The organism is Salinibacterium sp. NG22, assembly GCF_015864925.1.
Taxonomy (GTDB): domain Bacteria; phylum Actinomycetota; class Actinomycetes; order Actinomycetales; family Microbacteriaceae; genus Rhodoglobus.
Genome location: NZ_JADYWG010000001.1, coordinates 1,401,644 through 1,426,372, shown reverse-complemented (window position 1 = coordinate 1,426,372; position 24,729 = coordinate 1,401,644). Strand labels below are relative to the sequence as shown.

Here is a 24,729-nt window from a genome sequence, read left to right as displayed (position 1 = left end):
TACGCGGAATACTCAGCGTGCTGAGAGAATTGACCTAACCAAGAAGTGGTTTTTGCGACCGCGCCCGCGTTTAACAGCAACGAAAGTTCCCTCGTGCATCTGCTTTCTGTCTTCTCCCTGCGTAACCGAGCGCTCATCGCCCTCGTGACAATTGTCATCGGAATCTTCGGTGGCGTTGCGCTGACATCGCTCAAGCAAGAACTCATTCCGTCGCTGTCGCTGCCGCAGATCTTCATCGTCTCTACCTACCCGGGCGCATCGCCGGCGGTTGTCGATAAGGACTTGGCTGGCCCGCTTGAGGCAGCCATCCAGGGCGTCGAGGGGCTTGAGTCGACGACCGCAACCTCGAACTCGAACTTCGCCAACATTTCGGCTTCCTTCGCATACGGCACCAACATCGCCACAGCTGAGCAGAAGATTCAGCTCGCCATCAACCGCATCTCTGGCCAGCTTCCCGACTCCGCCGACACTCAAGTGTTCACCTTCAACTTCACCGATCTTCCGGTCGTGCAGATCGCGGTCTCGAGCGACCTCGACCCTCTCGAGCTCTCCAGCAAGCTCGAAGCATCCACTCTCGTTGAGCTCAATAAGTTGGATGGCGTCAGTGACGCAAGCCTGCTGGGCACGTCTACTCAGCGCCTGGTTATCACTCCCGACCAAGACGAACTGTTCCTCAACGGTCTGAACAACCAGGACATCATTTCTGCGCTCGACGACAACGGCGTGCTGTTGCCGGCCGGTGAGATCACCGAAGATGGCCAGACCCTCACGGTGCAGGCGGGTCAGCGCATCACGACGGCAGACGGCATTGCCGAACTGCCGTTGCTCGGCGGTTCGAACACCGACGTCGTCACCATCTCAGACGTAGCGACAGTCGACGTCATCGACGATCCCGCCACCGGAATCTCGCGCGTTGACGGTGAGCCTTCGCTCACGATCGCGATCACGAAGAGCCCCGCGGGCAACACCGTCGCTGTGTCCCAAGCCGTTCTCGAAGCGATCCCTGACCTCGAGAGTGCCCTCGGCAACAACACCAAGTTCACGGTTGTCTTCGACCAGGCCCCCTTCATCCAAGAATCAATCGACAGCCTCACCACCGAGGGATTGCTCGGTCTCGTCTTCGCCGTGATCGTGATTCTGGTGTTCTTGCTGTCGATTCGATCGACGCTGGTGACCGCGATCTCGATTCCGGCATCCGTGCTCATCACCTTTATCGGTATGCAGGTATCGGGTTATACCCTCAACATCATCACCCTCGGAGCCCTCACGATCTCGATTGGTCGAGTGGTGGATGACTCGATTGTGGTCATCGAGAACATCAAGAGACACGTCTCGATGGGGGAGCCCAAGCTTCAGGCCATCCAGACCGCGGTGAAGGAAGTTGCGGGAGCCATCACGGCCTCCACCGTGACGACCATCGCGGTGTTCTTGCCTCTGGCCCTTGTCGGCGACATCACGGGAGAGTTGTTCCGCCCGTTCGCGTTGACGACCGCCATCGCGCTCGCCGCATCTCTCTTCGTGTCGCTCACGATCGTGCCGGTGCTCGCCTACTGGTTCCTCGGCAACAAGGCTGTGCCGCGCCACACCGAAGACGCTGTCGAGCACGCGCACGCAGCGGGTATGCCTCAGGAAGAGAAGACCAACGCCCTGCAGCGTGGCTACCTGCCCGTAATCAAGTGGACGCTCAAGCGCCCCGTTGCCACACTCATGACTGCTGTTCTCCTGCTCGGTGGAACCGTGGCACTCGTGCCGTTCATGAAGACCAACTTCATTGGCGACAGCGGACAAAACACTCTGACCGTCAACCAGTCGCTGCCACTCGGTGCAAGCCTCGAAGCTCGTGACGAAGCCGCCAAGAAGGTTGAAGCGGTTCTCATGGACCTCGACGGCATCGAGACCGTGCAGCTCTCCATCGGTTCCAGCGGCGGCTCGCTGCGGGCCGCGTTCACCGGCAGCGGAGCGAACGCGTTCTCGCTCACCACCGACCCCGACCTCGATCAGACCGAGCTGCAAGAAGACGTGCGCGAGGCTGTTGCCGACATCGAGGATGCGGGCGAGATCACGCTTGCCGCGGCATCGAGTGGCTTCGCTTCGAGCGACATCGAGATCAACCTCACCGCCACCAGCGATTCTGAACTGCGCGAAGCATCGGATGCCCTGCTCGAGCAGGTGCGCGACCTCGACGTCGTCGCCGAAGCCACGAGCAACCTGTCTGAACAGCAGCCATTCATCTCGATCGTTGTTGACCGTGACAAGGCCGCGAAGGTCGGACTGAGCGAAATTGCAGTTGGCGGAATCGTCACCGGTGCGATGAACCCGAATGCGGTCGGTAGCGCCGTCATCGACGAATCGACGCTCTCGATTTACATTCTCAATGACCTTGCGCCCACCACGATTGAAGAGTTGGAAGACTTCGAGATCCCGGGTGCCACCGGGCTCATCCCGCTGACGGATGTCGCCACAGTGTCCGTCGATGACGGCCCCGCGAGCATCACCTCGGTTAAGGGCGTACGCAGTGCGACCTTGAGCGTGACGCCGAGCAGTGACGACGTGGGAACGGCATCCGCCCTGGTTGCTGCCGCTGTTGATGAAGCAGAATTGCCCGCGGGCGCTTCTGCCGAACTGGGTGGTGTCGCTACGGAGCAGACGGATGCGTTCCAGCAGCTCGGCCTCGCGCTCCTGGTCGCAATCCTCATCGTGTACGTCGTGATGGTGGCAACCTTCAAGAGCCTGCGCCAGCCGTTGCTGCTGCTGGTCTCGGTGCCCTTCGCGGCAACCGGTGCCATTGCGCTTCAGGTGATCTCGGGCATCCCACTCGGTGTCGCCTCGCTCATCGGTGTGCTCATGCTCATCGGTATCGTCGTGACGAACGCGATCGTGCTCGTCGACCTCATCAACCAGTACCGCGTGAAGGGCATGCGCGCTCGCGAAGCCATCATCGAGGGTGCATCGCGTCGACTTCGCCCCATCCTGATGACCGCTGCGGCCACGATCTTCGCGCTCCTTCCGCTGGGCATTGGTGTCACCGGCCAGGGCGGATTCATCTCCCAGCCGCTCGCCATCATCGTGATCGGTGGACTCGTCTCCTCGACGGTTCTCACCCTCGTGGTGCTTCCCGTTCTCTACTACCTCGTTGAGGGCGCCAAGGAACGTCGCGAAGACAAGAAGGCGGCCGGCACCGATCGCAAGAGTCGTCGTGCGGCCAAGAAGGCCGGTCGCGAGACTCCGGTGGTTGCCACCGCAGAGTAATCCCTGAATGGTCTAGTTTCCCCACGCCGGTTCAGCTGCCGTGGGGAAACAGAATTTCTGTCACTATTGTGGAAGACATTCTGCAGACCGAATCGGAGAACTCATGTACGGCAATATGGGGTACTTCCCTTTCGCAATCGCACTGATCCTCTTGGCGATAGTCGTGGGTGCCATGCTTGTCTATTGGCTGATCCGTCTGGCGGTTGGTCGGGCGATGCGCGATCACCACAAGTGGCTTGAGCTTCGTGCTGAAAAGACAGTTCCGCCCGAGCCGCGCCCCAACGGCGATCTTCCCTACGACCACAACGTTTAGTCACCGACGTGGGCGAGGGCGGGCTGGGATCTGCCTGCGTGCCTCGCGCGACCGCATCGCTGCATTCGCTTAGCGTTTCACGCCGTCCGGTAGACCACTTGGCCTGATCTGCTCGTTCAATTGAACAAATGTCAGTGCCGTCCGACAGGGTGAGTAAGTAACCACGCGGGGGCGTCTAGGCGATACCGGCCAGATGAGATCACTCATCACTCGGCCAGTTGTCGTGTGCCTCGGCGTGCGCGCACAACAACGTGCGCGGCGTGAATCACAGTGCGCGCGTTTCTCTTCATTACCCGAACGAAAGAGGCTCAATGTCAGACGCCACACCTACACCCGAATCGAACGCGCAAGACATTCCGGATAGTGCACCTCCTGCAGCTCCGACTGCGCCCCCAGTACCTCCGATCGCTGGCAAGTCGTTTGTCATCACGTGGCTTTTCGCTCTCCTGCTTGGTTTCTTCGCCGTCGACCGTTTCTACCTCGGCAAAGTCGGTACCGGAATTCTGAAGCTCATCACTTTCGGTGGTGCAGGAATCTGGGTCCTAGTTGACATCATCCTCACGCTCAGCGGGGCTCAGCGCGACAAGGCAGGCAATGCGCTTGTCGGGTACAACGAGAACAAGAAGGTTGCTTGGATCGTTACCGGCGCACTCATCGTTCTCTCGATCGTCACGTCGAGCCTCAACGGAGGCAACGCCGAGACAACTGATTCGAGTGACACGAGCGCTATTTCGGAGAGCGCTGACGTAGAAGAGTCGGACGCTGCTGAGGAAGAGGCTGCTGAACCAGAAGTACCGGCAGTGCAGGGCTGGGCGGATGACGCCTTCGGCACATTCGAAGCCATCACCGAGACTGGCACGGGCGACAGCATTGTCGACCTGCCTATCGGCGCGACAGCAGGAATCGTTACCGCTACACATGCCGGAGCGTCGAACTTCGCAGTCTCAGTACTCAACGAAGATAACGAGAGCACTGGCGAACTGTTGGTGAATACGATCGGAGACTACGCGGGCACAACGTCGTATGGATTCAATGCGCTCTCAGACGGCGTTACGCTTCAGATCAAGGCGGATGGTGCGTGGTCGTTGCTTATTGCTCCTGTTTCGGCAGCCCCCCTGCTGGCCGAATCCGGCACCGGCGACGCAGTGTTCCTGTACAACGGCGATGCAGCTAAGCTCACGGCTACCCACTCGGGCGACAGCAACTTCTCCATTATTGAAGAAACCGACAAGGCGTTCGCGTTTGGCCTCCTCGTTAACGAAATCGGCTCCTACAATGGCACCGTTGCACTGAGCACGGGTCCGTCGGCGATCACGGTAGGCGCTGACGGCGCCTGGACGCTCGCAGTCGAGTAATTGATCGCTGGGGTCGAGCGGCTGTGTCGCTTGACCCCGGCATCCGCTCGGCCCTCGCTATTGAGGGCTCGATCGAGTAACGTAGTCAAGTCGGCTCAAGACAGCGCGAAATCTCGCGTATGGGTTTGTAAGTCTTGCGGGCCGGTTTGCCAGTCCATCCAACTGGTGACAATCACACGAATGTATGTGACGGCCTCGGTCAAAGACTGCCCGGGTTCAGTAGTGCAGCGTACGAATACTCAAGCTAATTAGAAGACAGCCAATCGGTTTCTAACCAATCGGTGTCTCGCTAACTAAATGGTGAGTGTTGGCGTGCGCGCGTGCTCCACGCACTAGATGTGTTCCATCTAAGAACAACCCGGAAAGAACAATGCCTAATTTCAATAAGCCTGCCACTGGTCGTGGCAACAAAAACTTCAACTCTGGAGCGCCCAAACGTGGCGGTTCACGCAGCGAAGGTCACCGCGGATTCCGTGCCGATGAGGGCGATGCCCCCAAGCGTCGCTGGAGCGCGGATGACCGTGCCGCTCGCACCGGAGACCGCAAGCCCGGAGCCGCTCGTGGCGGACGCGACGAGCGTCGCCCCGACTGGACTCCTCGCGAAAAGCCTGCCCGTGGTGGACGCCCCGAGGCCGGCGGCCGCGGAGATCGCCCCTCGTATGGTGACCGCCCGCAGCGCAACGAACGTGGCGCCTACGGCGACCGTCCCCAGCGCAGCAACGATCGTCCCTCGTCGGGTGACCGCCCCGAGCGCGGTGGACGCCCCACGTATGGCGACCGCAACGAGCGCCCGCAGCGTAGCAACGATCGCCCGTCATACGGCGACCGTCCTGACCGTGGTGGACGTCCGTCGTACAACGACCGCAATGACCGCAATGACCGCAACGAGCGCCCGCAGCGCAGCAATGACCGTCCTTCGTATGGTGACCGCCCCGACCGTGGCGGCAACGCCGGTCGCAGTGAGCGTCCGTCGTACAACGACCGCAACTCGAGCGGCCGTAACGAGCGTCCCTCGTACAACGACCGCAATGCTGGTGGCCGTTCAGAGCGTCCCTCCTACGGTGACCGCCCCGACCGCGGTGGCCGTCCCTCCTACAACGACCGCACCGAGCGTCCGTCGTACAACGACCGCAACGCTGGCCGCACTGAGCGTCCCTCGTACAACGACCGCAACGCTGGCCGCACTGAGCGTCCCTCGTACGGTGACCGTGGCGCATCCGCTGGTCGCACCGAGCGTCCGTCGTACAACGACCGTGCTCAGCGCACCGAGCGCCCCGCGTACGGTGACCGTCCCGACCGCGGTGCACGCCCCGAGCGTTCCGAGCGTCCCGCCTACAACGAGCGCCCGCAGCGTTCCGAGCGTCCCTCATATGGCGACCGCCCCGACCGTGGTTCGCGCCCGTCGTACAACGACCGCAATGACCGCAACGATCGTCCGCAGCGTTCCGAGCCGCGCGAAAGCGCCTACTACCCGGCCCGCGATGGCAAGTCGTCGCACTCGCAGCAAGAAGACGTTGTACTTGAGCGTCTCGTAGCCAAGACCGTTACCGCCAGCGATGTTGAAGGCAAGTCCTTCATCGACCTAGGCATCGGCTCGAACATTTCGCGTCAGCTCGCATCCATGGGTGCAGAGTCGCCGTTCCCCATCCAGGCAGCAACCATCCCCGACGTTCTCGCCGGCAAGGATGTTCTTGGCCGCGGAAAGACCGGATCGGGCAAGACCATTGCTTTCGGTGCGCCCCTCGTTGAGCGCCTCATGGAAAACAACGGTGGCAAGGACCGTCAGATGGGCCGCAAGCCGCGCGCCCTCATCCTCGCTCCGACTCGTGAGCTTGCTCAGCAGATCGACCGCACCATCCAGCCCATCGCTCGCAGCGTTGGCCTGTTCACGACGACCATCGTGGGTGGCGTTCCTCAGTACAAGCAGGTTGCAGCTCTCACCCGTGGCGTCGATGTCATCATCGCGACCCCCGGCCGTGTTGAAGACCTCATCGAGCAGGGTCGTCTCGACCTCAGCCAGGTGAAGGTTACTGTTCTCGACGAAGCAGACCACATGTGCGACCTCGGGTTCCTTGAGCCTGTTCAGCGCATCCTGCGTGAGACCAGCGAGGGTGGCCAGAAGCTGCTGTTCTCGGCAACCCTCGACAAGGGTGTTGCCACTCTCGTCAAGGAATTCTTGGTTGACCCGGCCGTGCACGAGGTTGCTGGTGAAGACCAGGCTTCTTCCACGATCGACCACAAGGTTCTGCTCATCGAACAGCGCGACAAGCGTGCGATCATCAAGCAGCTTTCCGCCGGCACGGGCAAGACTCTCGTCTTCACCCGCACGCGTGCGTTTGCTGAAGAGATGGCTGAATTCTTGAGCATGGGTGGAACCCCAGCCACGAGCCTTCACGGTGACCTTAACCAGTCGCGTCGTACCCGCAACCTGCAGATGCTCACGAGCGGCAAGGTCAACGTGCTTGTCGCGACAGACGTTGCAGCCCGCGGCATCCACGTAGATGACATCAGCCTCGTTATTCAGGCCGATGCCCCCGAGGAGTACAAGACGTACCTGCACCGCGCTGGCCGTACCGGTCGCGCAGGCAAGGCCGGAACTGTTGTCACGCTCATCCCGCGCAACCGTCGTCGCAAGATGGACGAACTCCTCGGCCGCGCCGAGATCGATGCAGAGTCGGTCGACGTAGCGCCTGGCGATTCGTTCGTCGACAAGCTGGCTGCGCTCTAACAAGCACCCCGCTCACTCGAGCATAAGAAAGCCCCGGATGCCCCACTCATGTGGTCGGCAGCCGGGGCTTTCTGCATGTGTCCGCTGTGGTTGACGGACATGACATCCCGTGGTTCTATGGAGCGCACGCGTTGTTGCGATTAAACCTCAAATAACAAGATTGTTGGGTAACCACAGATGAGTATTCGATCGCAACACACCTCTCGGATCGCGACTCCGGCGGGCGTTCTGCTCATCGCCGCCAGTTTTCTGCTGTCGTCATGCTCGACCGGCACTGTCGGGTTGGAATCTTCAGGCGTCGACATCGAGCCCTACGCCCACGTGACCGCCACCCTCGACTTCGAGGCGGGCACCGTTGTTCTGCCGGTGGATGCCATTAATCGGAATGCGCCGCAGGTCGATGAACTCCGGCGTGAAGCGTGGCAGGTGTTGACTGACGCGTGTCTTGCTGAGAGCGGGCTGCCTGGTTACAGCCGGTCAGAGACGGTGTCGAGCGAAGAGGATCGGCTCTTTGGGCTGTGGAGTGTTCCGCTCGCTCAGAAGTACGGTTTCGAGATTGCCGCCCTCATTGACCAGGTGCCCCCGACTCCGAGCGATGAGGAGCTGCGCTGCCTCGATGAATCTAAAGAAGAAATGAGAACACGCTTCAATCTGGATGACGGCTACTCCTTTGATGCGCAGGTCGCGGACGCTGCCTACGATGCCGCCTTCGCTTCGGAGCCAGGCCAAGCAGCGCTCGCTGTGGCCAAGGAGTGCATGGTTGAGCAGGGGCTCGAATTCGATGCCGAGTCACCTATGCCTCAGTTCGACTACGAGTCAGATGGCGACAGCGCCGAGAACCGACGAATCGCCGTGATCGAGGCCACCTGCAATGTTGAGACCGGCGCTATCCAGACGCTGTACGACCTCACTGCTCGCTACCAATCCGCGCTGATGGACGCCAACGAAGCCGAGGCCAAGGAAGCTGCTGAGGTTGTCGCGACGCGCATCGCCGGTTTCGAAGGCGTGATCTCAGCTAGCGAGTAGAGAACCCACTCGTAGAATCAGCCTATGAACCAGAAACGAACAGTCGCCGCGCGTGCAGGTGTGGCGGTAGGGCACGCGGCAAGTTCCGCCGCTCATGGAACGCGCGAGGCGATCCGCAAGAACCCCAAGGCAGACCGCGTCTATCGCACGACCGTTGGTGTTGTTGGCGGCACGACCGTCGCTCTTGGTGTGGTGCTCATCCCATTGCCCGGGCCGGGATCTCTCGTAGCGATCGGTGGGCTCGCGCTTCTGGGCACCGAGTTTGAAATGGCAAAGAAGGCCAGCGGCAAAGCGAATGCCCTCGCCCGTAAGGCGCTTGCCGCGGCCAACGAGAAGCGTAAACGGCGGGCGGCTGTGCGGGCTGCCGCCGCTGCCGATACCGATGCTGCTGTTGCTGGCGTCGGCGACCACGACGCTTCCGGAGACTGAGCGCTCTCGTTCAGCGATCTCCGTGGCGTGTTCGAAGCGCTGCGGACACCGCAGTCACGGCTCTAATCGGCGCTTGGCTAGTTGGCGGCATCGTCAATGACCGCTTTCAGTACAGCCGCAATTCTCGCGGGGAAGCTGTCGGGAGCATTCTCGGGGAGGGCGTTCGTGGCGAACCAGCGCACGTCTTCGCTTTCGTCGCTGGCTGCGAAGTCGACATCAGCGGCGGCAATGGCAACGAATCCCACATCCCAGTGCGCGGCGCAGGCGAAACCGCCGTGCAGCTCGTGCCGGTCAAGATCAACGATCGAGTCCGAGTGGAGGGCGAGGGCGGCAATGCCCGACTCCTCGCGAGCTTCGCGTAGTGCGGCATCCGCGACGGAAGCATCCTGCGGCTCAATGTGGCCACCGAACTGCACCCAAAACTGTCCTTTGCGGTGAAAGCACAACAGCACGCGCTCGAAGTCAGGCGAGAAGACGAAACAGGATGCCGTCACATGCTCGGGCCCACCATCGCGCGTGAGCGCATCCGACCCACCCGCCGTGACAAAGGAGAGGTAGGACTCGCGGGCGGGTGAAGCCGGGAGTGCGGCAAGGCTGGTCAGGAAGTCGTCGACGTTCACTTGGCCATTATCCGATACGAGGGTCTCGGCGTCGGAGTGGCGACCGCGGGAGACGTCATATGCACTCCTGCAGAGTAGTTGTGCAGAAACACGCGAACATAAGTGTGGCGGCCGTCGCAAAAGTGCAATAGGGTATCGGCATGTCTGATAACCACAGCGAACGTGCCCTGGAAGACGAGATTGTCACCGACTTTAGTAAGCGGATGTCGTACGGCTCGTATCTGGAACTCGACACGCTGCTGAGTGCGCAGACTCCGCAAAGCACCCCTGAGCATCACGACGAGATGTTGTTCATCATCCAGCATCAGACCACCGAGCTGTGGCTCAAGCTCGTGATCCACGAACTCACCTCGGCCCGCGATCTCATTGCGAGCGACAACCTCCCTATTGCGCTCAAGCGCATTGCACGCGTCAAGCACATCCAGCGCACCCTCACCGAGCAGTGGTCAGTGCTCGCAACGCTGACGCCGAGCGAGTATTCGCAGTTTCGCGACTACTTGGGCAGCTCATCCGGATTCCAGTCGTACCAGTACCGTGCTGTCGAGTTTTTGCTCGGCAACAAGAACGCCGGCATGCTGAAAGTGTTCGAATCGCAGCCTGAAGCCCACGCCCTGCTCAGCAAGCTGCTCGCCGAGCCCAGCGTCTACGACGAGTTCTTGCGCTACCTCAACCGCCACGGCTACGAGATTCCCGATGCCGTACTCAATCGCGATGTCACGCGCGGTTACGAGCAAAACGACGAGCTCATCGACACTTTCCGCCACATCTACGACAACGAAGGCGAACACTGGCTTGCCTACGAAGCCTGCGAAGAGTTCGTCGACCTCGAAGACAACTTCCAACTGTGGCGTTTCCGCCACATGAAAACAGTCATGCGCATCATCGGCACGAAACGCGGTACCGGCGGCTCAAGCGGCGTCGGCTTTCTCCAGAAGGCGCTCGACCTCACCTTCTTCCCGGAACTCTTTGCCGTGCGCACTGAGATCGGCCGCTCGTGACCGAACGACCGAACCCAGCTCCGCAGCTCCCTGCGGCGACCGGACCAACCACTGAGTCAGCCCTCACCGTCGACTACGCCGTCGACGGCTATTGGCTGCGCGAATGGCACGGCCCCGCCACAGTGCGCGTCAGCCCCCACGGCATCCGAGCGATAGCGGATGCCGCAATCCCGACCGCGGTGCGTCTTCCGGGAGTGCTGCTGCCGGGCTTTCGCGACGCGCACGTGCATCTCGGATTGACGGAGCCGCGCGCTCTCGTGGCTGGCGGGCTCGCTGCGGTCGACGATTTGGGCGGGCATCCTGAGCGTCTGCGCGAGTGGGCGATTGACGATGCGGTTCCCGCGCTGAACCACGCGGGCGCTTTCATTACCGCGCCTCATGCTTACCCGGCGAATCGTGCGTGGGCGGCGACGCTTGCGGTTACTGAAGTGGAGACGGGTGAGCAGGCGATGGCGGCGGTCGCGCAGCAGCTCGCCGCTGGTGCGACCTTTGTGAAGGTTGCGCTGAATGCCGAGGATGGCCCGGTCATTGACGATGAAACCTTGTGCGCACTGGTGGAGTACGCGCACAGTCGCGGCGCCGAAGTTGTCGTTCATGTGCAGGGGCCAGGGCAAGCGCAGCGGGCGTTTTCTGCGGGGGCCGATCGCCTGGCGCACACACCATGGACCGAGAAACTCAGTGATGCCCTGATTGCTGAAATGGCGCAGCCGAACTCCCGCTTTCTTGCCGGACGTCACTCGTGGATCAGCACCCTCGACATCCACGGCTATGGCCAGCGTGGTCGCGACTTCGAGACTGCGAGCGACAACCTGCGACGCTTTCACGCCGCGGGCGGCACCGTTCGTTACGGCACCGACATGGGCAATGGCGATCTTCCTCCCGGCCTCAACCAGCGCGAACTGACCGCACTGCAGGATGCCGGGGTGCGCTACGACGCCCTGTTGCGGGCGTTGTGCTTGCCCGGTTTCGGCAGCACCGTGAGCTACTTGCCGACGGTACCGACCGCGGACGCTGACCTCGCGTCGTGGCTCATGACCGCCACCGTGGTCACGGCCCGTGAGCTGCTTCACCCTGACTTTGCCGTGAGCGCGACCCGCGCGCACGCGGCTTGGCGCAGCGACAGCGCTGTTCCCACCGCAACAACCCCCATCCCGACCACATGGAGGATCGACCTATGACCGACACCCACGCGCCGACTGCTGCGCACGATGACGCGTCGGCTGCGCCCACCGAGGCCAGCGCGCCACTCGACACGAGTGCCGAGGCTGCAGCAGCACTCGACGCCGCTGACCCGCTGAAGCAATACCCGGCCAAATTCGTGCGATCCGCTGAAGTGCGTGCCTACCTCGACGGCAACTCGCTCGGGCGACCCACGACCGCGAGTGCGGCTCGCCTCGCCGAGTTCGTTGACGAGCAGTGGGGCGGTCGTCTCATCCGTGGCTGGGATGAAGCGTGGTACGAACTGCCTCTCACCCTCGGCGATCGTCTCGGCGCTGCAACGCTCGGTGCTGCACCCGGCCAAACGTTCATCGGCGACTCGACCACGGTCGTGCTCTACAAACTGATTCGCGCCGGCCTGAGCGCGCGCCCCGAACGCACCGAGATCGTGATTGATACCGGCAACTTTCCGACCGACCGCTATCTTGTCGAGGGCATCGCCGCCGAACTCGGCAAGACACTGCGCTGGATCGATCCCGCCAGCGATGGGGGAGTCACCGCCGCCGAAGTAAAGGCCGCGCTCAACGAAAACACCGCTCTCGTCGTGATCAGTCACGTCGCCTACCGCTCTGGTCACCTCGCCGATATGCCCGGCATCACCGCCCTCGCCCACGAGGCCGGAGCGCTCGTGCTCTGGGATCTCTGTCACTCCGCCGGCGTCGTTGAAACCGAACTCGATGCCTGGGGCGTCGACCTTGCCGCCGGCTGCACGTATAAATACCTCAACGGAGGCCCGGGTTCCCCTGCCTTCGGCTACGTGCGCGCCGAGCATATCGAGGCCATGACGCAGCCGATTCAAGGCTGGATGGGCAGCAACAACCCCTTCGAAATGGGCCCAGGCTATGCACCGCACGAGGGCATCCGTCGCTTCATCAGTGGCACACCATCGGTCGTCGGCTCGCTCGCGATGCAAGACATGCTCGGCCTTATCGAAGAGGCGGGGATCCCCGCGATCCGCGCCAAGTCGGTCGCTCTCACCGAGTACGCCCTCGCGCTCGTTGACGAACTGCTCGTGCCGCTCGGCGTCACCGTCAGCTCGCCGCGGGATGCCGCCGAACGGGGCAGCCACGTCACGATCGACCACGAGAGCTTCGCCGCCGTGAATGCCGAACTCTGGAAACAGGGGATCATTCCTGACTTCCGCCGGCCTCACGGCATCCGCCTCGGGTTGTCGCCGCTCAGCACAACCTTCGCCGAAGTGCAGCTCGGCATCGAGGTCATTCACGCACAGCTCACCAAGTAACCGCCATGATTCTGGATGACTTCGACTCCCGCCCCGGGAGTGCAACAGCCCTGCTCCGCACCTTTGTGGGCTCGCAGCTGCGTCAGCTGGGTGGCTGGATCTCGTCGGCGCATCTCGTGCGCATCATGGAAGCGCTGGGAGTCTCTGCCAATGGCGCCCGCAGCGCCATTGCACGCGTTAAATCAAAGGGCCTTCTCGTGCCTGAAATGGTCGATGGCCAACAGGGCTACCGTGTGAACGCGGATGCCGTGCCGATGCTCGAGAGCGGCGATCGTCGTGTCTTCAGCTTTCGCCAGCAGCGCGAAGATGACCCGTGGTGTCTGATCTCGTTTTCGATCCCCGAATCACGCCGCGATGAACGCCACCAGCTTCGTCGCAGGCTCGGCTGGATCGGGTGCGGCACCGTCGCCACCGGCCTCTGGATTTGCCCGGCGCACCTCAAGCCAGGAGTGTTGCGCATTCTGGAACACCTCGAACTGAGTGAGTGCGCAACGCTCTTTATTGCGGGGCGGCCCGAGACGACTCAGTCGTTCGCGGATGCCGTAGCCCAGTGGTGGGATCTCGACCGCTTGCGTGAATTGCACGACAGTTTTCTCGCCCAGCACTCCGCCCTAGTGGGCCCGGCGTCGACCGATGCCGAAGCGTTCGCGTGCTACATCCATGCTCTCGATCAGTGGCGTGTGATCCCGTACGTCGATCCGGGGTTGCCGGATTCTGCGTTGCCCGAGGATTGGCCGGGGCGGGCAAGCGTCGATCTTTTCGGTCGCCTTTCGCGTTCGTTGGCGGCGCGGGCGCACGCTTTTGTGCGCAATTCGGCCCAGTAACGGCGTCGCAGACCGACGCACGGAGCGGGTAGCTGGCCGAGTCGCGAGGCCGCACGCTTCGCACAATAACAACGGGTTACGCGCACATGAGCAATTCGTTTAAAACCTTGGAATGAGCTGTGGGCAGGGCTATCGTCTGACATACCCCCATTGGGGGTAGACCGTTGATTTCACAATTCATAAGGGGACTGCCCGCTATGTATCCACGAAGCAGCAGGCCAACGCGGCTCACGATCGGGGCTCTTGCCACGTCGTGCGCCATCGCGTTGACCGCGATCACCGCTCCGGCCGCCCTAGCGGCCGAAGCAACAGCAACTATTGCCGACGTTCAAGGCACTTCAGCCTCGAGCACCATGGTCGGCACCACCGTCACCGTCGAGGGTGTTGTCACCGCTGACTACCGTGGGGCCTCCGGCTACCGTGGCATTGTCATCCAGACTCCCGGATCGGGTGGGGCGAACGATGCTACGCCCGGCGCCTCCGACGGAATCTTCATCTTCCTGGGCAGTGCGAACCCCGCAGTGTCAATCGGAGACAAGGTCACCGCAACCGGCCCCGTCGCTGAATACTTCGGGCTGACCCAGCTCGGTTCGGGCACGGCCGTCGAACTCGTGACGTCGGCCGCCGACCTTGACCCGGCTGACCGTGTCGAGGCATCCGCCCTCGATGCGAGCGTTGTTGGTGCCGACCGGGAGCCTCTCGAGTCGATGCTCGTTGCTCCCACGGGCGACTACCTCGTGAGCTCCAGCCACCAGCTCTACAACTTCGGCACCCTCTGGCTCAGCCCAGAAGAGCTCGCCGTCAAGAGCACCGAGACTACGGATGCCGGAGCCGACGCCGCCGCGATCGCCGCTGCTAACCGTGCCAGCCGCATCTTCCTCGATGATGGCTACAGCATCCAAATCTCTAACGGTTCTCACCCCGGGGAGCAGCCGTATTTCTCAGCAGACACTGTTGTGCGCAACGGTGACACTGTGGAGTTCCCGGCGAACCCTTACGTTCTGAGCTACGGCTTCGATGACTGGCGTTTGCAGCCGACCATCGCGATCAACGATGCGAGCCCGGCGGAGTACCTGCCCACGTTCGAGTCGACGAACCCGCGTGAAGATTCAGCCCCCGTTGTCGGTGGAGACTTTAAGGTCTCAGCCTTCAACGTCTACAACTACTTCACGACACTCACGAGTGAAGACTCGGATGCTCGTGGTGCAGACACCGCTGAAGAGTTCGCTATCCAGCAGTCGAAGATCGTTGCCGCTATCAACTCGCTCGATGCGGATGTTGTGGGTCTCATGGAGATCGAAAACTCCATCAAGTTGGGTGGCGACCTTGACGAAGCACTCATGGATCTCGTCGGTGCTCTCAATGCCGCCGCCGGCGCCGGAACGTGGGACTACGTTCGCACGCCAGCAGACCTGAACGATGCAGCCATCACTGACTTCATCACGAACGCGATCATCTTCAAGCCAGCAGCAGCCACTCCGGTTGGCGACAGCTTCACTGCTGTTGACGAGTCGGTCTGGGACATCGCGCGTGAACCGATCGCTCAAACCTTTGAGTCGAACGGTGAGCTCATCACGGTGATCGCTAACCACTTCAAGTCAAAGGGCGGTTCGGGAACCGAGCCGACTGACGGCCAGGGTTTCTTCAACACTGAGCGTGTGGAGCAGGCCAACGCTGTCAAGGATCTCGTTGACTCGATCTCGGCTGACGAAGCCAAGAGCGACAAGGTCGTTCTCGTCGGTGACTTCAACGCCTATTCCGAAGAAGACCCGATTCAGGTCTTCACCGAAGCTGGATTTGTCGACACCCTCGCCGCTGAAGGCGACAACGAGTACACCTACACCTTCGATGGTGAACTGGGATCGCTCGACCACATCATCGTCTCGCCCTCGCTCGCCGAGCACGTGACCGATGCTGCCGTCTGGAACATCAACTCGCCCGAGTGGGGCGATCGCGGCTACGCCTTCGGAGCAACCGAAGCGGGAAGCGTGTTCCGGTCGAGCGACCACGACCCGATCAGCATTGGCCTCAGCACTGAGGCTGCGCCGGTCGAGATCGAGATTCTCACCACGAACGACTTCCATGGTCGTATCGAAGTTGACCGCGGCATCCCGGGCGCAGCAATGCTCGCCGGAATGGTTCGGTCGTGGGAATCACAGAACCCCAACACCACGTTCGTCGGTGCCGGTGACTTCGTCGGAGCCACGACGTTCACCTCGTTCATCCAGAACGACCAGCCCACGATCGACGTGCTCAACGAAATCGGACTCGACACGAGTTCTTTCGGTAACCACGAATTCGATCAGGGCCGTGCCGACGTTGACGACCGCATCGTGGATGCTGCCGATTGGCCTTACCTCGCCGCGAACCTCTACGACCGGGACACCAACGCTCCGGCCTACGACGAGTACTTCTTGCAGGAGTTCGATGGCGTGACCGTCGGATTCATCGGTGCTGTTACTGAAGATCTGAACGAGTTGGTCAGCCCCGCTGGCATCGAGTCGCTCGAGATCCGCAGCATCGTGACCGAGGTTGACCGTGTTGCGGACTACCTCACCGATGGAAGTGACGCCAACGGCGAAGCAGACGTTCTCGTTCTGCTCGTTCACGAAGGTGCGGCATCCACCGACATCGCAGCATCGACCGACGACTCGGCCTTTGGCCAGATCGTCATGGGCCTGAGCCCGAAGGTCGAAGCGATCGTGTCGGGTCACACTCACCTCGCGTACGACCACGAGGTCACCGTTCCTGGCATGGACCGCCCACGTTTGGTGGTTTCGGCCGGACAGTACGGTGCCAACTACGGCCACTTCGACCTCAATGTCGACCCGGCAACGAAGGAGATCATCGACTTCGAGGCTGAGGTTCTACCGATTGAGGGCTTCGAGCCGGATGCCGCTGTTCAGGCGATTGTCGACGAGGCTACCGCAGCGGCCGCCGAGCTCGGCAACGCCAAGGTCGGAGAAATTTCCGACAGCATGTACCGTGCGGTGCAGACTCCGGTTGATGGAACTCCGTTCCCCGAGAACCGTGGTGGCGAGTCGACCATCGGTAACTTCGTCGCCGACGTTCAGCTGTGGGCAGCTTCCGATTCGGGCGCAGAGATTGCGTTCATGAACCCGGGTGGTTTGCGTACCGACCTCGTCTACGAAGCATCAGGTGCTGGCGACGGTGACGGTGAAGTGACGTACCGCGAGGCTGCGAACGTGCAGCCCTTCGGCAACACGCTCACGACGATGTCGCTGACCGGTGCTCAGATCAAGTCAGTTCTCGAAGAGCAGTGGCAACCCGAGGGTGCGCAGCGTCCGTTCCTCAAGCTCGGAGTTTCGGAAGGGTTGACGTACTCGTATGACCCCACCGCGGCTCAGGGTGAGCGAGTAACCGCGATGTACCTCAACGGTGTTCCGGTGGATGTCGCAGCCAGCTACACGGTGGTTGCTAACTCCTTCCTCGCGGCCGGTGGCGACAACTTCGCTACTCTCGCCGAGGGAACCGACCGCGCCGACAGCGGGCGCGTCGACCTGCAGTCCATGGTCGAGTGGTTCGAAGAGAACACGATCGCTGACCCGCCGCTCGAACAGCGCGCCATTGGTGCTGTTGTTTCGGCTCCGGATGCTGACGGCTACAACCCCGGAGATGACGTCACGCTCGACCTCTCGTCGCTCACCTTCAGCCGCGGCGGCTCAGACGCCACCACGGTCGAGGTTTCGGTTGATGGAGACGTGCTCGGTTCGGCAACGATCGACCGCACCATCGTCGACACCACGGATGAGCAGGGCCGCGCTAGCGTGACCGTTACGATCCCCGCCGGCGCACCTTCGGGCACGCTCGCGCTGACCGTCATGGTTGCGGGAACCGACACTGCGGTCGTAGTGCCCATCGAGGTCGCGACGACTGCTGAAGCCATCGAGAACACGAAGGCACCGAGCATCCGCGGCAAGGTCGAGGTTGGTAAGACAGTCAAGGCCGTGCACGGTAACTGGAGTGTGGCTTCGGCCGATTACAGCTACCAGTGGCTGCGCGATGGTGCACCGATCGCTGATGCGACCGACAGCCGGTACCGCATCACGACCGACGACATCGGAACCGAGCTGAGCGTGCAGGTCACGGCCAGCAAGGATGGTTACTCGGATGGTGTTGCAGAATCGGACGCACAATCGGTGGAGAAGATCTCCTCGAGTGTTCGCTCGAGTCTCTCCTCCTGGTTCGTCTGGGGCAACCGCTCCGTCACGGCGGATGCCAGCGTCTCGGTCGGCAAGGATGGCACGACCGCAGGCGAGGTGACCTTCTATGACGGTCGCACCGCTGTCGGCACGAGCACGGTAGACAAGCGCGGCAATGCCTCGCTGAAGCTGCCGAAGCTCAGCCGCGGCATCCATTGGATCTCGGTCGAGTACTCCGGTAACGACCTCGTGGAGTCCAGCACAAGCTGGCCGCGACTGGTCTTCGTCTTCTAGGCGAAAGCTGGCAGCTAGCTGCATTACGCGAAGAGGGTCCCGCACAACGCGGGGCCCTCTTTTCGTACTTTTACCCAGATTGATGAAATAAATTTGGCCTGCTGATTGCTACTAACTATGGTGAGCAAGCTCCCATCGATCTCCAACCTGCAAAGGAACCCCTGAATCATGGCTAGTCGTATCTATAAGAACATCACCGAACTTGTCGGTAACACCCCGTTGGTTCAGCTCAACTCCGTCACAGACGGTGCTGGCGCTACGGTGCTGGCGAAGCTCGAATTCCAGAACCCCTCGGCCAGTGTGAAGGACCGCATCGGTGTTGCGATCATCGACGCCGCTGAGAAGGCCGGGGCCCTGAAGCCCGGCGGAACCATCGTTGAGGGCACCAGTGGCAACACCGGCATCGCCCTCGCCATGGTCGGGGCAGCCCGCGGCTACCGCGTTGTTCTCACCATGCCGGAGAGCATGAGCAAGGAACGCCGCATGTTGCTTCGCGCGTTCGGTGCAGAACTCGTCTTGACCCCTGCCGGCGAAGGAATGCGTGGCGCCGTTGAGAAGGCTGCCGAAATCGTTGCTGCTACTGAAGGCGCCGTTGCCGCACAGCAGTTCGCTAACGCTGCAAACCCCGCTATTCACCGTGCAACCACGGGCCCAGAAATCTGGAATGACACCGACGGTGCCGTCGACATCTTCGTTGCGGGAATCGGAACCGGTGGAACGATCACGGGTGCTGGCGGTTACCTCAAGGAACAGAACCCTGAGATCAAGGTTGTCGCTGTTGAGCCCGAAGAGTCCGCGATCCTCAATGGTGGAGCTCCTGGCCCCCACAAGATTCAGGGAATCGGCGCCAACTTTGTGCCTGAGATTCTCGACCGCGATGTCTACGACGAGGTTCTCGACGTCAACATCACTCAGTCGGTCACGATGGCTCGTCGCCTCGCTGCTGAAGAGGGCATCCTCGCTGGCATCTCCTCGGGAGCAACCGTTCACGCGGCTCTCGAATTGGCCAAGCGCCCCGAGAACGCGGGAAAGACCATCGTTGTCATCATTGCGAGCTTCGGCGAGCGTTACCTGTCGACTCTTCTCTACGAAGACCTCGTCGACTAGGGGCTTGTCGACTAAGACCGAGTCACCTCAACTCAACGCCGCTAACCACCACTAACGACGGATCCCTCTATTGTTTGCTCGAACTCGTGAAGACATCGCTGCCGTGCGCGAACGCGACCCCGCAGCCCGTGGTGCCTTCGAGATTTGGCTGACCTATTCGGGGATGCACGCCGTGTGGGGTTACCGCTTGAGCCACAGGCTGTGGACTGCGCGGGCATTCTTTCTTGCCCGCGTGGTCTCCCAGTTCGTGCGCTTCTTGACCGGCGTTGAGATTCACCCTGGCGCGCAGATCGGCCGCCGCGTCATTATCGACCACGGCTCCGGAGTCGTCATTGGCGAGACCGCCATCGTGGGCGACGACGTCTTGATTTACCATGGCGTCACACTGGGCGGCACGAGCTCACAGGGCGGCAAACGTCACCCCACGCTCGGCAACGACATTGTCGTGGGCGCTGGGGCTGCCGTTCTTGGCAACATCACGATCGGCTCTGGCTCGGTCGTCGGTGCTGGTGCCGTAGTGGTGGCGGATGCTCCCGCCGATTCTCTTCTCGTCGGGGCTCCCGCCGTGGCGCGCCCCAAGGGCCGCACTAAGGCCCCCAAAGACGGCTTCAACTACATCGATCCCGCCATCTACATCTAGTCACTCGCGCTCGGCGGAGAGCCACTCGCGTTCAGGCGGCCTCACGTAGTGCCCCCTGAGCGCACCGTTCTCCCTGCACCCTCAGGATCGGTTTCGTCAGTTATGCTCAGCATTATGACGTCAGTTGAGGCAGCGCCCATCGAGCCCGAACGAAGCGAACTAGCGCCCGGCGGGATCGTCGTCGAAAATGTCGCACGATCGTTTGGCGAAGTCCATGCGGTGCGCGACGCCAGTTTCGTCGCGACTCCCGGAACCGTCACCGGCCTCATCGGGCCCAATGGTTCCGGCAAGACCACGCTCATGCTCATGCTGGCATCCCTGCTTCAACCGGATGCCGGCAGCATCCGCATTGCCGGTCACGATCCCGTCACCGAGACGGCAGCGGTCCGCTCGCAGCTCGGGTGGATGCCTGATGTGCTCGGTTCGTGGCCCACGCTCAGCGTGCGCGATACGCTCAGCTACACCGCGCGCATGTACGCGATGGATAAGACGGCCGCGGCCGCACGCGCAAGCGAACTCATTGCGCTCGTCGACCTCACCGAGCTTGCCGACAGCCCCACTCGCGTTCTTTCGCGCGGGCAGAAGCAGCGCCTGAGCCTTGCTCGCGCGCTCGTGCACGACCCCAGCGTCCTGCTGCTCGATGAACCCGCCTCGGGTCTTGATCCGGTTGCCCGCGGTCATTTGCGCACGCTTGTTCGCCGACTTGCTTCCGAAGGCAAAACGCTCCTCGTCTCCAGCCACGTGCTCTCGGAGCTCGACGAAATGGCCGATGGCGCGGTGTACCTATCGAAGGGCGTCACGGCGTCCGCGGAGGCCTTGGCGCGCAGTCGCGCCACTGCTCGTCCCTGGCGCATCCGCTCGAGCGACGTCGTGGCCCTGCGTGCGGCACTCGTCGCGGAGGGAATCGAGGAGGCTGCGATAGCGACCGATCGCACGGAACTCCTTGTTGCGCTTGAGGGGGAGGCTGCGGCATCCGCGCTGCTTGCTCGACTGGTGGGTGCTGGCATTGCGATCAGCACTTTTGCCCCGGCGGTGGGCGACCTCGAACATGCCTTTATCGACCTGAGCTCGGAGGAAAGTAAATGAGCGCGTTCTTCGCCGGTGTCGGAGTAATTCTTTCGCTCGAACTGCGCCAGCGCGTGCGCACTACGAGCTGGTATATCTTGCTCGGTGTCTTCGTAGCGCTGATCCTCATGGTGACGGTGCTGTTGTCATTCGCGCTGAATGGTTTTGGCACTGACGACAATGGTGCTGCCGGGGTCTACTCCACCGTCATCTATTTCGTGCTGCTGCTCGGCACACTGGTGGCGCCCGCCCTGAGCGGCAACGCCATCAATGGCGACCGGGATGCCGGAACCCTGGCAACCACGCAAGTGACGCTCATCACAACCGGCCAACTGATCGTTGGCAAGTTTCTCTCGGCGTGGATCACGGCGCTCGCGTTTTTGGTGGCCGCTATTCCGTTCCTCGTTTATGCGGCTATCGCCGGCCAGCTTCCGGTGAGCACTATCGTCGTGTCGATCGTGGTGCTCGCGCTTGAACTGGGCGTCGTTGCTGCGGTCGGGGTGGGGCTTTCGGGCCTCATGTCGCGCCCGCTGTTCTCCATCGTGGTGACCTACTTGGTGGTCGCTGCTCTCAGCGTCGGCACCATCATCGCGTTCACTCTTGGGGGGCTGGCGCTGCAGACGACGGCAACTCAGACCTCAAGCTACGCGCTTGAATACGACAGCGCCGGAGCGCCGACGGCGTGCTCGGCGCCCGAAGAGTATGAGTACCAGACGCCACGCTTCGATCTGTTCTGGGGCGCATTGGCGGCAAACCCGTACGTGATTCTGGCGGATGCCGTGCCGACAGCGTACGACTCGAACGATCAACCGACCGACCTCTTCGGCTACTTCAAACTGTCGACTCGTATGGCCCAACTTCCGCAGGACGCGGGGTACAGCTACGGCGAGTGCGTCGTTGGTGAGAGTGAGCAATACCCGGACGTCCCGAGTGCTCGCAGCGTGATCGAATCCACGACTCCGAGCTGGGCTGTGGGGTTAGCGATTCACCTCGTCCTTGCGGGGGCGTTGCTTGCTGGGGCCTGGGCTCGCACCAAGACCCCAGCGGCAAAGCTAAGTCGCGGCAGCCGCATCGCTTAGGGAGACGGCTTTCGCGGCGTTAGCCCATCGTGTTGACGATGAGCCCAATGTGAGTGAAGAAGTTGAGTGCGCCGAAGAGGAGGAACGCGGTGCCGCCGAGAGCGAGAGCGACCCCGGTAACCCACTGAACCTTGGTCGGCGTGCTGCGAACCGCAAAGCTGCGGGTGGCGAACGGGAAGAGCAGCGCTCCGAGGCCTACGAGCGCGAAGAGGCCTGACATGAAGATCGCTTCGACCCAGGGCCATTCGGCGAAGGCGCCAGAGATGGGCTCCTCGGGAGGGGCGGCGAAGAGCTGGAAGATGACTCCGGCGAAAGCAATCGCGATGAGAGCGAGGCCGAGACCGAAGATGAGCACGCCAAGGGGTTCAGCAGTACGGGCGACGGCGCGGGCGGCATCCTTGGATTCTTCGAGCACGGATGCGCGGCGCCAGAGCACGAAGCTCGCGGCGAGCAGCAGCACGCCGAAGGCCAGGCTCGGCTCGCCGAAGATGATGTTGTCGAAGGGGAAGTAGGCCGCGAAGGGCCAGGTCAGCGTCATGTGTGCGCCAGTGACGGTGAGGATCAGGCCCAGCACTCCGAAGTTCACGGCGTGACCGCGGAACTCCACGTCAGCTCCCGCCATGAGCTTGCGAGCAAACAACACGAGACTGAGCAGTCCCGCACCGGCGGCCACCGCCATGATCGTGTTGTAGGTGGGCATTTGTGTCCAGTCGATGACTAATCCTTGATCCATCTCGTCAGTCAACACCCCGCGGCAGCGATACTCAAATTTGCCTAAATCGCGTATAGCTGCGCCGAGATGGTGCACGGTCATGTCTCATTCGTGTTGCGGTAGACAACTCAGTTGCGCAAGCGCTTGCACAAACCGTTGATCGTCACCTAGCGTGAGTCATGAACACGCTCTCTTGAGCTGCAATGAGCGAGCGAGTTCAGAGCTGCAGTTGTTCCCCCGCACGCTGCTCGGCCTGCGGGCAAACCTCGACGAGGAGGATTTGTATGATTTCCCACAACTTTCGACGGGCCATGCTGCCCATCGCCACCCTTGGCGTCGCAAGCATGGTTCTTACGGGCTGCGCCTCCGGTTCCGGTGGCACGGGTGGCCCCGGCGATTCTGGTGAAGCGGATGGCGTAGTCACCATCTACGGCACCATCGCTGACACTGAGGCTGAACTTCTCGAAGAATCCTGGGCGGACTGGGAAGAAGCGAATGACATCGACATTCAGTACGAATCGAGCAAAGAGTTCGAAGCGCAGATCAGCATCCGCGCTCAGGGCGGCAACGCCCCTGACATCGCAATCTTCCCGCAGCCAGGTCTTCTCGCCGACCTCGCTTCGCGCGATTACATTCAGCCGGCGCCCGAGAGCGTTCAGGCCAATGTCGACGAGTACTGGTCTGCAGACTGGGCCGCGTATGCCACCACCGGTGACACCCTCTACGGTGCGCCGCTCATGGCCAGCGTCAAGGGCTTCGTCTGGTACTCGCCTTCAGACTTCAGCGACTGGGGCGTAGAAGTACCCGAGACCTGGGACGAACTGCTCACGCTCACCCAGACGATCGCCGACGAAACCGGAACCGCACCGTGGTGTGCCGGGTTCGGTTCGGATGCCGCAACCGGTTGGCCAGGAACCGACTGGGTAGAAGACCTCGTGCTTCGCGAAGCGGGACCAGACGTCTACGACCAGTGGGTCTCGCACGAGATTCCGTTCAGCGATCCTGCGATCGTCTCGGCGTTCGACTCCGTCGGGGACATTCTCCTCAACCCTGAGTTCGTGAATGCTGGATTCGGCGACGTGAAGTCGATCAACTCCACGCCGTTCGGTGACCCGGCACGCGCGCTCGGCGACGGCACGTGTGCCCTCCACCACCAGGCATCCTTCTTCGACGGGTTCATTCAGGACCCCAAGAACGGAAACGCTACGGTCGGACCGGATGCTGACATCTGGGCCTTCGTGACGCCGTCTGCTGAAGCGGGTGGCAACGCAGTCACCGGTGGTGGCGAGATTGTCGGAGCCTTCTCCAACGATGAAGACACGATCGCTGTGCAGGAATACCTGTCGAGCGCGGAGTGGGCAAACTCTCGGGTGAAGCTGGGCGGTGTCATTAGCGCTAACAATGGCCTTGACCCGGCAAGCGCGAGCAGCCCCATCCTGCAGGAAGCCATCACGATTCTGCAGGACCCCGACACCACGTTCCGCTTCGATGCTTCCGACCTCATGCCGGGTGTTGTTGGCGCTGGATCGTTCTGGACCGGAATGGTCGACTGGGTCAACGGCAAGTCAACAGAAGACGTGCTCTCAACCATCGACGCATCATGGCCGTCTGAGTAACATCGTTCAACAGTGAGCGTGGGCTGGACCCTTGTGCTTCCAGCCCACGC

General features: G+C 61.8%; 18 protein-coding genes. 16 read left to right on the top strand and 2 right to left on the bottom strand.

Translation table 11 applies throughout. The features are described 5' to 3' along the window. The first annotated feature begins 93 nt into the window (after window positions 1-93). The 6 genes from I6E81_RS06970 to I6E81_RS06945 all read left to right on the top strand — a co-directional run bounded on the left by I6E81_RS06970 (window position 94) and on the right by I6E81_RS06945 (window position 9,100). A complete protein-coding gene (locus tag I6E81_RS06970; RefSeq protein ID WP_197106614.1) occupies window positions 94-3,249 on the top strand; it encodes an efflux RND transporter permease subunit in 3,156 nt (1,051 codons plus the stop codon). 103 nt (window positions 3,250-3,352) lie between these two features. Then, window positions 3,353-3,562, top strand: a complete 210-nt coding sequence (locus tag I6E81_RS06965) for a hypothetical protein (RefSeq protein WP_197106613.1) — start codon at window positions 3,353-3,355, stop codon at window positions 3,560-3,562. A gap of 311 nt (window positions 3,563-3,873) precedes the next feature. Beyond that, window positions 3,874-4,917: a TM2 domain-containing protein gene (locus I6E81_RS06960; protein WP_197106612.1), complete on the top strand. Its 1,044-nt coding sequence runs from the start codon at window positions 3,874-3,876 to the stop codon at window positions 4,915-4,917. Between the two features lie 370 nt (window positions 4,918-5,287). After that, on the top strand, window positions 5,288-7,645 hold the full coding sequence (locus tag I6E81_RS06955; RefSeq protein WP_197106611.1) for a DEAD/DEAH box helicase: 2,358 nt from the start codon (window positions 5,288-5,290) through the stop codon (window positions 7,643-7,645). A gap of 177 nt (window positions 7,646-7,822) precedes the next feature. After that, on the top strand, window positions 7,823-8,671 hold the full coding sequence (locus tag I6E81_RS06950; RefSeq protein ID WP_197106610.1) for a hypothetical protein: 849 nt from the start codon (window positions 7,823-7,825) through the stop codon (window positions 8,669-8,671). A 24-nt stretch (window positions 8,672-8,695) separates the two neighbouring features. Then, window positions 8,696-9,100, top strand: a complete 405-nt coding sequence (locus tag I6E81_RS06945) for a PGPGW domain-containing protein (protein ID WP_197106609.1) — start codon at window positions 8,696-8,698, stop codon at window positions 9,098-9,100. Between the two features lie 77 nt (window positions 9,101-9,177). Here I6E81_RS06945 and I6E81_RS06940 read toward each other — a convergent pair whose 3' ends face one another. Next, entirely contained in the window at window positions 9,178-9,720 is a 543-nt protein-coding gene (locus tag I6E81_RS06940; protein ID WP_197106608.1) for an NUDIX hydrolase, read from the bottom strand. A 140-nt stretch (window positions 9,721-9,860) separates the two neighbouring features. On the opposite strand from I6E81_RS06940, the gene kynA reads away from it, so the two are divergent. The 9 genes from kynA (at window position 9,861) to I6E81_RS06895 (ending at window position 22,351) form a co-directional block, all read left to right on the top strand. Continuing rightward, a complete protein-coding gene (gene kynA / locus I6E81_RS06935) occupies window positions 9,861-10,718 on the top strand; it encodes a tryptophan 2,3-dioxygenase (RefSeq protein WP_197106607.1) in 858 nt (285 codons plus the stop codon). Next, on the top strand, window positions 10,715-11,896 hold the full coding sequence (locus tag I6E81_RS06930) for an amidohydrolase (RefSeq protein WP_197106606.1): 1,182 nt from the start codon (window positions 10,715-10,717) through the stop codon (window positions 11,894-11,896). Before kynA ends, I6E81_RS06930 begins: the two co-directional genes overlap by 4 nt. Then, window positions 11,893-13,179 (top strand): kynureninase, encoded by a 1,287-nt coding sequence (locus tag I6E81_RS06925; protein WP_197106605.1) that lies wholly within the window; start codon window positions 11,893-11,895, stop codon window positions 13,177-13,179. The genes I6E81_RS06930 and I6E81_RS06925 overlap by 4 nt, the downstream gene beginning before the upstream one ends. 5 nt (window positions 13,180-13,184) lie before the next feature. Beyond that, window positions 13,185-14,003, top strand: coding sequence for a PaaX family transcriptional regulator C-terminal domain-containing protein (locus tag I6E81_RS06920; protein WP_197106604.1), 819 nt, complete (start codon window positions 13,185-13,187; stop codon window positions 14,001-14,003). A 197-nt stretch (window positions 14,004-14,200) separates the two neighbouring features. Next, entirely contained in the window at window positions 14,201-18,460 is a 4,260-nt protein-coding gene (locus I6E81_RS06915; RefSeq protein WP_197106603.1) for an ExeM/NucH family extracellular endonuclease, read from the top strand. Between the two features lie 168 nt (window positions 18,461-18,628). Next, entirely contained in the window at window positions 18,629-19,567 is a 939-nt protein-coding gene (gene cysK, locus I6E81_RS06910; protein ID WP_197106602.1) for a cysteine synthase A, read from the top strand. A 70-nt stretch (window positions 19,568-19,637) separates the two neighbouring features. After that, window positions 19,638-20,207, top strand: a complete 570-nt coding sequence (gene cysE / locus I6E81_RS06905; protein ID WP_197106601.1) for a serine O-acetyltransferase — start codon at window positions 19,638-19,640, stop codon at window positions 20,205-20,207. A 114-nt stretch (window positions 20,208-20,321) separates the two neighbouring features. Continuing rightward, window positions 20,322-21,293: an ABC transporter ATP-binding protein gene (locus tag I6E81_RS06900; protein ID WP_197106600.1), complete on the top strand. Its 972-nt coding sequence runs from the start codon at window positions 20,322-20,324 to the stop codon at window positions 21,291-21,293. Beyond that, entirely contained in the window at window positions 21,290-22,351 is a 1,062-nt protein-coding gene (locus I6E81_RS06895) for an ABC transporter permease (RefSeq protein ID WP_197106599.1), read from the top strand. Before I6E81_RS06900 ends, I6E81_RS06895 begins: the two co-directional genes overlap by 4 nt. 19 nt (window positions 22,352-22,370) lie before the next feature. Here I6E81_RS06895 and I6E81_RS06890 read toward each other — a convergent pair whose 3' ends face one another. Next, window positions 22,371-23,084 carry a DUF981 domain-containing protein gene (locus I6E81_RS06890; protein ID WP_231599634.1) on the bottom strand — a complete coding sequence of 238 codons (714 nt, stop codon included), beginning with the start codon at window positions 23,082-23,084 and terminating at the stop codon, window positions 22,371-22,373. A 263-nt stretch (window positions 23,085-23,347) separates the two neighbouring features. Here I6E81_RS06890 and I6E81_RS06885 point away from each other — a divergent pair, with 263 nt between their 5' ends. Next, the gene (locus I6E81_RS06885; RefSeq protein WP_197106598.1) at window positions 23,348-24,679 is read left to right on the top strand and encodes an ABC transporter substrate-binding protein; all 1,332 of its coding nucleotides are present in this window, start codon (window positions 23,348-23,350) and stop codon (window positions 24,677-24,679) included. Window positions 24,680-24,729: the final 50 nt, after the last annotated feature.